Genomic DNA, 12,115 nt, shown 5'->3' with positions numbered 1-12,115 from the left:
AAATCTGAACTCTTTATTTTAGTTATTGTGGTATGTTTAATTTTTATATCTGAATACATTTATTTAGTTGAGAATAACTTCAAAAAAGCAATTTTTATAGGTCTGTGGCCACCTACAATTGTTGGGTTATTAATTTTCTTTAATCTCAAACTCAAAAAATAAATGAAAAATTTAGACATTTTAATTTTCACCTCAGTTGTAGTTTTTTGTTTCATTGCTTTTTTTGTTTCGACATTCAGGGCTTTTGAAAATAATGCTATCAACAAGGATTATTTAGCTAATAAAAGGGGAATAATTTCTCGTTTTCTTGCTTATTTAGAAAGTTTAGTTTCTGAATAATATCTAAGCAGATTTTTAATTTTAATAATTTATTTCACTACCAATTAAAATCAATATTTAATAAAAACTTTTAACGTAAAAACTTCAAGATGAATTTTATACCAGAAGAATTCCAAATTACAAATGTATTACATCAAAATACTTATCTCGTTAATGGCGAACTAAAAAAATGGACAGGCGAAACCTCCGAAGTTTTTTCCACAATATCCTCGACTGAGATTTATGCTCCAACATTACTTGGCACCATACCAACAATGGGCGAAGCTGCTGCCGATGAAGTTATCAAATCTGCTGTTGATGCTTATGATAAAGGACAAGGAACATGGCCAACAATGAAAGTGAGTGAACGAATTAGATGCATGGAGCAATTTGTCACTCAAATGAAAACCACTCGTAGCGAAGTAGTCAAATATTTGATGTGGGAAATAGGAAAATCACTTGGAGACTCAGAGAAAGAATTTGACAGAACGGTCGAATATATTTACGACACCATAGAAGATTACAAACAATTGGATAGAAGATCTGCTCGTTTTTCCAAAAGTCAAGGTGTAAATGCTATGGTACGTCGAGGTCCGTTAGGTGTTGTATTGTGTCTTGGCCCTTATAATTATCCGTTGAATGAAACTTTTTCGTTATTAATTCCTGCCATTATTATGGGTAATACTGTGATTTTTAAACCTGCTAAACACGGAGTACTATTGATTTCTCCGCTACTTGAAGCGTTCAGAAGTAGTTTTCCCAAAGGTGTTATTAATATTGTATATGGTAGAGGTAGAGATGTGGCATCACCAATAATGAAATCTGGAAAAATAGATATTTTGGCTTTGATTGGCAATAGTAAGTCTGCTATTGCTCTGCAAGACCAGCATCCCAATAAAAATCGTTTGCGTTTGATTTTAGGATTGGAAGCAAAAAATCCTGCGATTATTCTTCCTGATGCCGATTTGGATTTGGCTATTCAGGAATGTGTAATGGGAACACTTTCTTTTAATGGACAGCGTTGCACGGCGTTGAAAATTCTATATGTTCACGAGTCAATTGCAGAAGAATTCAACCGAAGATTTGTGGAGAAAGTAGATGCGTTACCTTTTGGAAATCCATGGGAGAAAGGCGTGTCCTTGACTCCATTACCCGAAGTCGAAAAACCAAATTACATTCAAGAATTAATAGATGATGCTACTACCAAAGGCGCAAAAGTTATTAATACCAAAGGTGGCGAGCGCTCCGAAAATTATATTTTCCCAGCCGTTTTGTTTCCTATAAATAAAGAAATGCGAGTGTACCATGAAGAACAATTTGGTCCAGTAATTCCTATATTGACGTTCAAAGACATACAAGAACCTTTGAATGATATGGCTGAGTCAAACTATGGACAACAAGTGAGTTTGTTTGGTCGAGATATTAAAACCATTGCGCCACTAATAGATACATTGGTGAACTTGGTTTGTCGTGTAAATTTGAATAGTTCATGCCAGCGCGGACCAGATGTGTATCCGTTTACCGGAAGAAAAGACTCCGCCGTAGGAACTTTGAGTATTCATGATGCGTTACGTTCTTTCTCTATTCGAACTTTTGTAGCCTCTAAAGACAATGCTTATAACAATGAAATATTGCAAGCGTTATTGAACAGTAAAGAATCGAATTTTATTAATACAGATTATATACTATAATAAAAATGCCCCGATTTTTCGGGGCATTTTTATTATTATTTCTTTTTCAATCTATCTTTAAAAACTTTTTCGAATTTTTCAAGCTTCGGTTGAATAACCATTTGGCAATAGGGTTGGTTTTTATTATTTTGATAATACCCTTGATGATAGGATTCCGCTTTATAGAATTTCTGCAATGCTTCGAGTGTGGTTACAATTTTGTTAGAAAAAACTTTTTCATTTAACGCTGCAATTAAACTCTCAGCTACTTTCTTCTCATTTTCATTTTTATAAAAAATGGCAGAACGGTATTGCGTTCCGGCATCTGCGCCTTGACGGTTTAGTGTTGTTGGGTCGTGAACAGTAAAAAACACTTGGAATATCTCGTCTAAGTTTGTTTTGGATTTGTCATACGTAATTTCAACGACTTCTGCAGCACCTGTTCTGCCTGTGCAAACTTCTTCATAACTAGGATTTTCAACTGTTCCGCCTGCATAACCAGAATAGACACTTTTTACACCCTCCAGGTTTTCGTAAACGGCTTCCACACACCAAAAACATCCACCACCAAGTACAATAGTTTCCAAATTTCCTGTAGTTGAGGTAACTCCATCTGGAACAAAATCTAATGAAATGGCATTCATGCAATAGCGTTTTCCGGTTGGCTCAGGGCCATCGTCAAAAAGATGCCCCAAATGGCTGTTGCATCTTCCACAAAGTGCTTCGGTACGTTTCATACCATAAGAATTATCATCTTTGAAAACGACGCTATTTTTGTTTTCTTGTTCAAAAAAACTTGGCCAACCACAACTACTCACAAATTTTTGTTCTGATTTGAAAAGTTTCAATCCACAAGCAGCACAATAATAGGTGCCTTTGGTTTCAGATTGCCACATTTTTCCAGTGAATGCTCTTTCGGTATCTGCTTCTCGGGCTACAGCATACAAATCGGCTGATAGAACTTTTTTCCATTCAGTATCTGATACATTTAACTTTGTATTGTCTGTATTTGAATAATAAGGATTTTCGGGTTTTGAAATCACGTTTTCCATAGTAGTAGTTTTTTTTATTGAGTTTTGGTTGCTGTTAATTTGCCCACAAGCATTCAACATGAATAGTGGTGTCAAAAGTATGAAGTTAAAAAAGTATTTTTTCATAGTAATTGATTTAAATCAAGTACAAATTTACATTACAATTACCACTCAAAATGTCAGTTAGATTGCAAATTGTTATGATTTAAGGAAAGTTTAACGGTTGTTCGAGGTTTGTAATTATTAAGCCTTATTTTTTTTCGTATTTTTGAAAGATTATTTAAAATTATGGTGGAAGAAAAAGTAATCTTGGTGAATGAACAAGATGAACCTATCGGGTTAATGAATAAATTAGAAGCACATAAAAAAGCAATTTTGCACCGTGCTTTTTCGGTTTTTGTGTTAAATAAAAATAATGAAATTATGCTACAACAGCGTGCTCATCATAAATACCATTCACCATTACTTTGGACCAATACTTGTTGCAGTCATCAGCGTGAAGCAGAAACTAATATACAAGCAGGAAAACGAAGATTATTTGAAGAAATGGGATTCAAAACAGAACTTAAAGAATTGTTTCATTTTATCTACAAAGCACCATTTGATAATGGTTTGACGGAACATGAATTGGACCATGTTATGATTGGTTATTATGATGATGAACCTATCATCAATCCTGATGAAGTAGCAAGCTGGAAATGGATGAAAATCGAAGATGTGAAAACAGACATGTTTATAAATCCTGACATCTATACGGTTTGGTTTAAAATTATTTTCGATAAATTTTATCATTTCTTAGAAGAACATAAGATTTAAGAATGCTGATTTTTGAATTGAGATTTCAGAAAGGTAAAAATCAACAATCTTAATCCGTTAATCAACAATCATAAATCAATAATCATAAAATCAACAATATAAAATCACTATGAAAGTTACAGTATCAAGAAAAGCCCATTTCAACGCGGCACATCGATTGTATCGCAAAGATTGGTCTGTAGAAAAAAATGATGCCATTTTTGGCAAGTGCAATAACCCCAATTTTCATGGTCATAATTATGAACTCATCGTTTCTGTTACTGGAGAAATTGACCAAGAAACAGGTTTTGTAATGGATGTAAAAATTTTAGCCGATTTAATCAAAGAACATGTTGAAAATGCTTTCGACCATAAAAATCTAAACCTAGATGTTTCCGATTTTGCTGATTTAAATCCTACTGCCGAGAACATAGCAGTGGTTATTTGGCAGAAACTTAGAAAATATATTGATACAAATAAAGATTTAGAGATAGTGTTATATGAAACACCTCGAAATTTTGTAACTTATAAAGGAGCATAATGGCTTTACAAGTAGGTGATAAGATTCCTTTTTTTACCTCCATAGATGGTGAAGGAAAATCTTTTGAGATTAGAGATTATATTGGTAAACCGTTAGTTATTTACTTTTATCCTAAAGATGATACACCAGGTTGCACCATTCAAGCCTGTGCCTTTCGTGACCAATATGAAGATTTTAAAGCATTAGGTGCTGAGGTAATAGGAATTAGTAGCGATAGTTTGCAATCCCACCAAAAATTTGCTTCTCGTTACAAACTTCCGTTTATATTGCTTTCTGATTTTGATAAAAAGATTAGAACACAATTTGGCGTTCCCAATGATTTTTTGGGTTTGCTTCCAGGAAGAGCCACTTATGTTATTGATAAAAACGGAGTTGTTCAATTAATTTTTGATAACATATCAGCAAAAATTCACATTCAAAAAGCACTCGAAATTCTGAAAAGAATGTAAGTTTGTTTAAAATCTTGTCGATGAAATTATATCCGTTACAATTTGAACCCATTTTGAAGGAAAGGATTTGGGGTGGAACCAAATTAAAAAATTATCTCAACAAACCTATAATGTCCAATAGTACTGGGGAAAGTTGGGAAATTTCAACCGTTGAAAATGATGTTAGTGTTGTTTCCAATGGAGTTTATAAAGGAAAATCACTAAACGATTTGATTAATGAATTTCCCGAAGCTATTTTAGGAACTACTGTTTACGCAAAATTCGGAAAACAATTTCCATTACTTTTCAAATACCTTGATGCTCGTGACGATTTGTCTATTCAGGTACATCCTAATGATAAACTAGCAAAAGAGCGTCACAATTCGTTTGGAAAAACAGAAATGTGGTATGTCATGCAAGCTGATGAAAATGCCCGATTGATTTTAGGTTTCAAAAAAAAATCTTCAGCAGAGGAATATGTTCAAAACCTAAAGAATAAAACATTACTCACTATTTTAGATACCAAAACAGTAAAACAAGGCGAGGTTTACTTTTTGGAAACTGGAACTGTTCATGCTATTGGTGCTGGAACTCTGATTGCAGAAATTCAACAAAATTCGGATATTACTTATCGTCTGTATGACTTTGATAGAGTGGATGCTAATGGAAATTTGCGCGATTTGCATATTGATTTAGCTTTAGAAGCCATAAATTATGAAACCGTTGAAGCCCAAAAAGACTATTTAAAAAAAGAAAATGTTTCTAATTCATTAGTTGATTGTCGCTTTTTCACCACTAATATAATTCCTTTGAATGGAGAAGTAAAAGTGAATAAAAGCCAAAACTCTTTTACTGTTTATATGTGTGTTGATGGAAGTTTTGAAATGACAATTAATAAAGAAACTTTTCAATATTGTAAAGGCGACACCCTTTTAATCCCTGCTTCATTGACTGATTTTCAATTCAATGGACAAGCTTCCATACTAGAAATTTATATTTCGTAGTTTGTAATCTAAAGAAATAATGTAATTTTGCGCCAAATTTAAAATTTACAAAAAAATGGGAAGTGTTAAAAATTTAAAAAAAGACATCAATTTTGTTTTAGGAGATATTATTGAAGCAGTATACATTTATGAAATGACTTCTTCAGGAAAACCTTCTGATAAAACAAATGCTATTATTGATGAAGCAATTGCGTCTTTTGATGGTTTAATTACAAAAGTGAATGCTAAAAATGTAGAAAATAAAAAAGCACACTTCAAACAAATCAATGTTGAATTAGAACAAACTGCAAATCAATTGGTTGAAAAAATCAATGCTTTGTAATTAGAAAAAACAATAAAAAAATGTAAAAATATTTTGGTGAATTAAATTTGACTTTTATATTTGCATACACATTGAGACGCCAGCGTAGCTCAGTTGGCTAGAGCAGCTGATTTGTAATCAGCAGGTCGTGGGTTCGAGTCCCTCCGCCGGCTCAATAATAAAACCATTACTTTACAGTGATGGTTTTTTGTTTTAAATTACTTCTCTATAAACAGTTTCTATTCTATATCTTTATTCGCTTTTTAAAAAAGAAAATTATGTTTGGAAATAAAGCATTAAAAGGAGTTTTTCTTGTTGGACTAGGAGCTACAAGCTATGGAATGTTAGCTACTTTTGTAAAATTGGCTTATGCCGATACTAGCTCCCAAGGACTTCATTATACGACAGCAGAAGTGATTACGGCTCAATTTATAATTGGAATTTTTTTGATACTACTTATTACTCTATTTCAAAAAAATAAAAAAATAAATACTAGCATAAAAGCCTCTTCAATAGATATTAAAAAGTTAATGCTAGTTGGAACTTCAACAGGGTTAACAAGTATTTTTTATTATTTGGCCGTAAAATACATTCCAGTATCGATTGGAATTGTTTTGTTGATGCAAACAGTTTGGATGGGAGTTTTATTAGAAATGTTCTTAGATAAAAAAGTTCCTTCAAAAATTAAAATAGTTTCAGTAGTTATTGTTCTATTGGGAACAGCATTGGCAACCAATCTTTTTTATAACAAGATAGCACTTAATTTTAAAGGAGTTGTTTTAGGCCTATTAGCGGCAGTTTCCTTCACAACGACAATGTTTGCTGCAAATAAAGTAGCTACATCAATATCTCCTGCTCAACGAAGCTTATATATGCTTTTAGGTGGTGGAGTTATTGTGTTTATTTTTGCAATATTTACTCAGCATACACCATTTAATTATGATATTTTCTTTAAATGGGGAATACTAATTGCGCTCTTCGGAACAGTCATTCCACCCATGTTATTAAATGCTGGTTTTCCATTAACTGGAATTGGTTTGGGCAGCATAGTTTCCTCTCTCGAATTACCTGTTTCTGTTACAATGGCTTTTTTTATTCTAAACGAAAATGTAATTTTATCCCAATGGATTGGAATAATGTTGATTATTTTAGCTATTGTAATTATGAATATTAATTTTAAGAAGCATTAATTTTGAATTCTCTTTTTCCTACAGATAAAATAAACTTTGATCTTCCTGATGCAGATATAACCTACTATTCTAATTTCTTTCCTAATAATCGCTCCAATGAATTATTTGAAAAATTACAAAACGAAATTCCATGGCAACAAGATGATATAACTGTTTTCGGAAAAACTTATCCTCAACCAAGATTGACAGCACTTTTTGGGAATGAAGGAAAACCTTACGCTTATTCAAATATTGTCATGCACCCCAAACCATGGAATCCATTATTGCTATTTATCAAAAACGAAATTGAATCGGTTTGTGATGAAATTTTCACCACAGTTTTACTAAATCAGTATCGCGACGGAAAAGACAGCAATGGCTGGCATGCTGATAATGAAAAGGAATTAGGTAGCAATCCAGTTATTGCTTCTGTTAGTTTTGGAGCAGAGCGATTTTTTCATTTGCAACATAATACTTTGAAAGACCAAAGACTAAAAATAAATCTAGAACACGGGAGTTTATTGTTGATGAAAGGCACCACACAACATTTTTGGAAACATCAAATTCCTAAAACTTCTAAAATAATTGGGCCAAGAATAAATCTCACTTTCCGAAGTATCAAATAATACTATATTATTACATTTGAAATAAATTTACAAATATGAACGAAATAATCAATTATTTTTCGTGTATTCCATCTTCACATAGAGCTATGATTTTAGCAGGAGGAATTGCTTTTTTTTGGTTGATAGAAACTGCCGTGCCCTTTTTTAAATTTAAGTATAACAAATGGCAACATGCTGGTATCAATATTTTTTTTACTGTAACAACGATTATAGTCAATTTTTTCTTAGCTATAATTTTGCTAAAAACTGCTAATTGGACAACTGAAAATCACTTTGGCATATTGAACTGGTTATCAGGTTTTAATCTTTGGATTTATACTATTGTTGGATTGTTACTTTTAGATTTAATTGGTGCTTATACGGTGCATCTTATAGAGCATAAAGTAAAATTTCTTTGGCGTTTTCATTTGATACATCATACGGACACATTTATTGACACTACTTCCGCCAATCGTCATCATCCTGGGGAAAGTGTTTTGCGATTTATTTTTACAACGCTAGGTGTTTTAATTGTTGGATGTCCAATGTGGATGGTTTTTTTATACCAAACACTTTCAGTAGTTGCTACTCAATTCAATCATGCTAACATTGTTTTACCTAAAAAAGTAGATAATTTTCTAAGTTATTTTATAGTTTCTCCTGATATGCATAAAGTGCATCATCATTATGTTTTGCCCTACACAGATAGTAATTACGGTAATATTTTTTCCGTTTGGGATAGATTATTTGGAACCTTCAAAACTCTAGATAGAGATAAACTTATTTATGGGGTTGACACACACATGAATCCAGGGCAGAACAACAAACTTGGTAATTTATTAGCCATCCCTTTTCAAAAATATCGCTCTCCAAATACATAATTATAAAAAAAAATATATGCTTTTGAAAACTAATTATTTTTTTTATTAATATTGGGTTAGAATTAATCAACGGAAATCTATTTAAAAAATACTTTTACAGCAATGAAAAAAAGTAAATTATCAGAATTTAATAACGAACAAATCGAAAGAGTTGTCAGTATGGCTCAAGAGGAAAGAAAGCCTTTTGAAGTAATTAAAGAAGAATTTGGGCTTACAGAAAATGAAGTAACCGAATTAATGCGTAAACGTCTTACCAAAGATAAATTTGAACTTTGGAAAAAGAAAGCTGCAGGAAGTAAACCAAAACCAAAACCAATTATCGATGATTTCGATGATGATTTAGACAGTAAATACTACATCAAAAATAAATTTGATTAATTAAAAAAAACTCTTGTTTATCAAGAGTTTTTTTATGATAATTTGTTAATCAAATCTAAAAGTTTAAAAACAATTGTTACTAATGTTTACTTTTGATGACTTATTAAAAAAATAATTTATTTGAATATGAAAAAACTAATTCTAAGCGCCGTTTTGGCACTGTCAGTCCTCACATTTAATGCAACGGCACAAAAAAAATCTTCCGCTAATTCAGTAGTAAAAGAGCAAGTAAAAGTGACTATAGATTTAAATCAAGTGAAAGATGATAAAGTAATGGTAACGATTACTCCGCCAAAATTCACTTCAAATGAAATAGTTTTTCATATTCCAAAAACAGTTCCTGGAACTTATTCTACAGACAATTATGGAAAACTGATTGATGATTTGAAAGCTTTTGACAATGCAGGAAAAGAAATTCTGACCTCAAAAACTGATGACAATTCATGGAGAATTAGTAATGCAAAAGCACTTTCAAAAATTACCTATTGGGTTAATGATACCTATGATACCGAAAAAGGAAGCGGATTTGGCAAAGAAGACATTTTCTCACCAGCAGGAAGTAATATTTTGGAAGGGAAAATTTTTATGCTAAATACGCATTGTTTTATAGGTTATTTTGACGGAAAAAAAGATATTCAACAAAATGTCACTGTTTTGCATCCAGCAACACTTTTTGGTGCTACCTCTATGATAGATATTGATAAAAGCGATACAGTAGATAATTTTATTACTTCACGTTATTTTGAATTAGGAGACAATCCAATAATGTATTCAAAACCTGACTATGAAACCTTCATAGTGGATGGAATGCAAATTCTTTTTAGTGTCTATTCTCCTTCTGGAACGCATACTGCCAAATCATTGTTGCCCGATTTAGAGAAAACAATGCGCGCACAAAAAGCTTTTTTAGGTTCAATTAATACCAACAAACGATACACAGTTTTATTATATCTTTCAGATATGCAAGGCAATGACGCCAAGGGTTTTGGAGCATTAGAACACCACACTTCCACAACAGTATGTTTTCCAGATATGATGCCTACAGAAGCTTTGGGCGAACAAATTAAAGATGTTGTATCTCACGAATTTTTCCATACAGTAACTCCACTAAGCATTCATTCTAAAGAAATTCAATATTTCGATTACAACGACCCAAAAATGTCAAAGCACCTTTGGATGTATGAAGGCGTTACTGAATATTTTGCGAATCTATTCCAAGTAAATCAGGGATTAATTGACTCTGATGAGTTCTACCAAAGGATGTCAGGCAAAATAAATAATGCATCCAATCTAAATGACACGATGTCTTTCACTGAAATGAGTGCTAATGTTTTGGTTGAACCTTATAAAGACCAATACTTAAATGTTTACGAAAAAGGAGCATTGATAGGAATGTGTATTGATATTATTATTCGCGAAAAAAGTAATGGCGAAAGAGGCATTTTAGATTTGATGAAAAAATTATCCAAAGAATATGGTCCAATAAAGCCATTTAATGACGAGGAACTTTTTGCTAAAATAGTATCATTGACCTATCCAGAAGTGGGCGAGTTTTTAAATACCTATGTAGCAGGAAAAACTCCAATTCCTTATGAAGTGTACTTTGCGAAAGTTGGCGTTACTAAAGCTAAAATTCAAACACCCGTAAATCCCTTTTTGAAAGATCAGTCAACACCTTTTATTACTGTAAATCCTACGACTAAAGAAATAATGGTAATTTCTAGTGATGATTTAAACGGCTTTATGACGAATCTAGGTTTGAAAGGTGATGATATTATTGAGTCCATCAATAACAAATCATATAATCTTGATAACATCTATGATTTGATAATAGAAAGTCAAAACTGGAAATCAGGAGATGCTATCACTCTAAAAATCAAAAGAGACGGAGTAGAACAAACTATCAAAGGTGAAGTGAAATTAGACACAGAAGAAGAAGAAGGGTACAAAATGACGGATACTTCCAAAGAAAAACTAAACACGGCTTGGTTAAAAGGATAATTTTTAGTTTGCAGTTTTCTGTCTCAGTTTATTTGGTGCTGAAAACTTAAACTACTTTTTTTATTGAATATTGTGGTTGATTTAAGTTTTTGTTTTTATGAAGAATATGATAATTAAAAAATATAATAATGAAATTAATTAACGTCATTTATTTGCTAGTTTTTTTTAAATCTTCATTATCGTTTGCTCAAGTAAAAGCAGATAATTTTATTAAAAAAGAAGAAATAAAAAGTAGTTTTACTGTAGAAGGTAATCCGACAGATAATCAAGTACGTAGTATTTTGAATAATAAATCTGATCAATCAAAAGTTTATGTGTTTTTTGAAAATAAATTTCATACAATAGATACCTTAAAAAAAATCAAGAATGTTAATGATTACAATATGGAAATTATAAAATTTCCAGACAGTATATCAAAAGATATTAAAAGTTTACTTGTACTAAAGAAGAAAGCAAATTAATTTTTTTCATTATTCCCCACGCTTGCGTGAGCATCTTGCTCGTGAACTATACAAAAAGTTTAACTAAAAACTAAACTACTCTTCAAAAAAGGGGAATACAAATTCGATGAAGAAGTAATCATTACCATAAAAGAGGATTAAACCAAAATCCCAAGTTAATAGCTTGGGATTTTTTTGTTTTAAGACAAACCGTTACATTTGTTCGTTACCTAAAAAATAAATGAAAGACCTTCTTCTTATAACTCCACCATTCACCCAACTCAACACGCCCTACCCCGCAACGGCCTATTTGAAAGGGTTTTTGAATACCAAAAACATTTCCAGCTTCCAAATGGATTTGGGCATAGAAGTGATTTTAGAATTATTCTCAAAAGAAGGATTGAATTCTATTTTCAATGCTTCCAGCTTCCAGCTCCCAACTTCCAACCTACAACGAATTTATTCTCTAAAACAAGATTACATCAACACCATAGATGCCGTTATACAATTCCTTCAAGGAAAAAACCAAACCCTAGCCCGACAAATTTGCTCT

The 12,115-nt window shown here is 32.0% G+C and carries 14 protein-coding genes, 1 tRNA gene and 1 pseudogene; 15 read left to right on the top strand and 1 reads right to left on the bottom strand.

Annotated features, from left to right (window positions below; genetic code table 11):
• Nucleotides 1–162 precede the first annotated feature (162 nt).
• Both ACOYLT_RS07305 and ACOYLT_RS07300 read left to right on the top strand, forming a co-directional pair.
• Nucleotides 163–339, top strand: coding sequence for a hypothetical protein (locus ACOYLT_RS07305; RefSeq protein ID WP_422853205.1), 177 nt, complete (start codon nucleotides 163–165; stop codon nucleotides 337–339).
• A gap of 89 nt (nucleotides 340–428) precedes the next feature.
• A complete protein-coding gene (locus tag ACOYLT_RS07300; RefSeq protein ID WP_422853204.1) occupies nucleotides 429–2,009 on the top strand; it encodes an NADP-dependent glyceraldehyde-3-phosphate dehydrogenase in 1,581 nt (526 codons plus the stop codon).
• A gap of 35 nt (nucleotides 2,010–2,044) precedes the next feature.
• Here the strand turns inward: ACOYLT_RS07300 and ACOYLT_RS07295 are convergent, their stop codons facing one another.
• Nucleotides 2,045–3,100, bottom strand: a complete 1,056-nt coding sequence (locus ACOYLT_RS07295; protein ID WP_422853207.1) for a bifunctional methionine sulfoxide reductase B/A protein — start codon at nucleotides 3,098–3,100, stop codon at nucleotides 2,045–2,047.
• 207 nt (nucleotides 3,101–3,307) lie between these two features.
• Here ACOYLT_RS07295 and idi point away from each other — a divergent pair, with 207 nt between their 5' ends.
• The 13 genes and pseudogenes from idi to ACOYLT_RS07230 form a co-directional block, all read left to right on the top strand.
• On the top strand, nucleotides 3,308–3,835 hold the full coding sequence (gene idi, locus ACOYLT_RS07290) for an isopentenyl-diphosphate Delta-isomerase (RefSeq protein WP_422853203.1): 528 nt from the start codon (nucleotides 3,308–3,310) through the stop codon (nucleotides 3,833–3,835).
• A gap of 109 nt (nucleotides 3,836–3,944) precedes the next feature.
• Nucleotides 3,945–4,355, top strand: coding sequence for a 6-pyruvoyl trahydropterin synthase family protein (locus ACOYLT_RS07285; protein WP_422853202.1), 411 nt, complete (start codon nucleotides 3,945–3,947; stop codon nucleotides 4,353–4,355).
• A complete protein-coding gene (locus ACOYLT_RS07280; protein ID WP_422853201.1) occupies nucleotides 4,355–4,804 on the top strand; it encodes a peroxiredoxin in 450 nt (149 codons plus the stop codon). The genes ACOYLT_RS07285 and ACOYLT_RS07280 overlap by 1 nt, the downstream gene beginning before the upstream one ends.
• A gap of 14 nt (nucleotides 4,805–4,818) precedes the next feature.
• Nucleotides 4,819–5,787 (top strand): type I phosphomannose isomerase catalytic subunit, encoded by a 969-nt coding sequence (locus ACOYLT_RS07275; protein ID WP_422853206.1) that lies wholly within the window; start codon nucleotides 4,819–4,821, stop codon nucleotides 5,785–5,787.
• A gap of 55 nt (nucleotides 5,788–5,842) precedes the next feature.
• Nucleotides 5,843–6,109 carry a hypothetical protein gene (locus ACOYLT_RS07270; protein WP_422853200.1) on the top strand — a complete coding sequence of 89 codons (267 nt, stop codon included), beginning with the start codon at nucleotides 5,843–5,845 and terminating at the stop codon, nucleotides 6,107–6,109.
• A gap of 78 nt (nucleotides 6,110–6,187) precedes the next feature.
• Nucleotides 6,188–6,261: transfer RNA gene (locus tag ACOYLT_RS07265), tRNA-Thr, on the top strand.
• Nucleotides 6,262–6,366: 105 nt separating this feature from the next.
• A complete protein-coding gene (locus ACOYLT_RS07260; protein WP_422853199.1) occupies nucleotides 6,367–7,278 on the top strand; it encodes an EamA family transporter in 912 nt (303 codons plus the stop codon).
• Between the two features lie 2 nt (nucleotides 7,279–7,280).
• Complete coding sequence (locus tag ACOYLT_RS07255) at nucleotides 7,281–7,883, top strand: alpha-ketoglutarate-dependent dioxygenase AlkB family protein (RefSeq protein ID WP_422853198.1); 603 nt, start codon at nucleotides 7,281–7,283, stop codon at nucleotides 7,881–7,883.
• A gap of 35 nt (nucleotides 7,884–7,918) precedes the next feature.
• Nucleotides 7,919–8,743 (top strand): sterol desaturase family protein, encoded by an 825-nt coding sequence (locus ACOYLT_RS07250; protein ID WP_422853197.1) that lies wholly within the window; start codon nucleotides 7,919–7,921, stop codon nucleotides 8,741–8,743.
• Between the two features lie 102 nt (nucleotides 8,744–8,845).
• Complete coding sequence (locus ACOYLT_RS07245) at nucleotides 8,846–9,121, top strand: TIGR03643 family protein (RefSeq protein ID WP_422853196.1); 276 nt, start codon at nucleotides 8,846–8,848, stop codon at nucleotides 9,119–9,121.
• A 126-nt stretch (nucleotides 9,122–9,247) separates the two neighbouring features.
• A complete protein-coding gene (locus ACOYLT_RS07240; RefSeq protein WP_422853195.1) occupies nucleotides 9,248–11,122 on the top strand; it encodes a peptidase M61 in 1,875 nt (624 codons plus the stop codon).
• 128 nt (nucleotides 11,123–11,250) lie between these two features.
• Entirely contained in the window at nucleotides 11,251–11,583 is a 333-nt protein-coding gene (locus ACOYLT_RS07235) for a hypothetical protein (protein WP_422853194.1), read from the top strand.
• A gap of 220 nt (nucleotides 11,584–11,803) precedes the next feature.
• Nucleotides 11,804–12,115: pseudogene (locus tag ACOYLT_RS07230) on the top strand (radical SAM protein); the annotation flags it as partial.

This window comes from Flavobacterium sp., assembly GCF_049318185.1.
Lineage (GTDB): Bacteria > Bacteroidota > Bacteroidia > Flavobacteriales > Flavobacteriaceae > Flavobacterium.
Note: the sequence above shows the minus strand (reverse complement) of the source record. Positions and strands in the feature narration are given on the sequence as shown.

What these genes read in the sequence shown, in the direction of transcription:
- ACOYLT_RS07305 (WP_422853205.1), top strand. Translation starts at nt 163, where the DNA reads ATGAAAAATTTAGACATTTTAATTTTCACCTCAGTTGTAGTTTTTTGT.
- ACOYLT_RS07300 (WP_422853204.1), top strand. Translation starts at nt 429, where the DNA reads ATGAATTTTATACCAGAAGAATTCCAAATTACAAATGTATTACATCAA.
- ACOYLT_RS07295 (WP_422853207.1), bottom strand. Translation starts at nt 3,100, where the DNA reads ATGTTGAATGCTTGTGGGCAAATTAACAGCAACCAAAACTCAATAAAA.
- idi (WP_422853203.1), top strand. Translation starts at nt 3,308, where the DNA reads ATGGTGGAAGAAAAAGTAATCTTGGTGAATGAACAAGATGAACCTATC.
- ACOYLT_RS07285 (WP_422853202.1), top strand. Translation starts at nt 3,945, where the DNA reads ATGAAAGTTACAGTATCAAGAAAAGCCCATTTCAACGCGGCACATCGA.
- ACOYLT_RS07280 (WP_422853201.1), top strand. Translation starts at nt 4,355, where the DNA reads ATGGCTTTACAAGTAGGTGATAAGATTCCTTTTTTTACCTCCATAGAT.
- ACOYLT_RS07270 (WP_422853200.1), top strand. Translation starts at nt 5,843, where the DNA reads ATGGGAAGTGTTAAAAATTTAAAAAAAGACATCAATTTTGTTTTAGGA.
- ACOYLT_RS07260 (WP_422853199.1), top strand. Translation starts at nt 6,367, where the DNA reads ATGTTTGGAAATAAAGCATTAAAAGGAGTTTTTCTTGTTGGACTAGGA.
- ACOYLT_RS07250 (WP_422853197.1), top strand. Translation starts at nt 7,919, where the DNA reads ATGAACGAAATAATCAATTATTTTTCGTGTATTCCATCTTCACATAGA.
- ACOYLT_RS07245 (WP_422853196.1), top strand. Translation starts at nt 8,846, where the DNA reads ATGAAAAAAAGTAAATTATCAGAATTTAATAACGAACAAATCGAAAGA.
- ACOYLT_RS07240 (WP_422853195.1), top strand. Translation starts at nt 9,248, where the DNA reads ATGAAAAAACTAATTCTAAGCGCCGTTTTGGCACTGTCAGTCCTCACA.
- ACOYLT_RS07235 (WP_422853194.1), top strand. Translation starts at nt 11,251, where the DNA reads ATGAAATTAATTAACGTCATTTATTTGCTAGTTTTTTTTAAATCTTCA.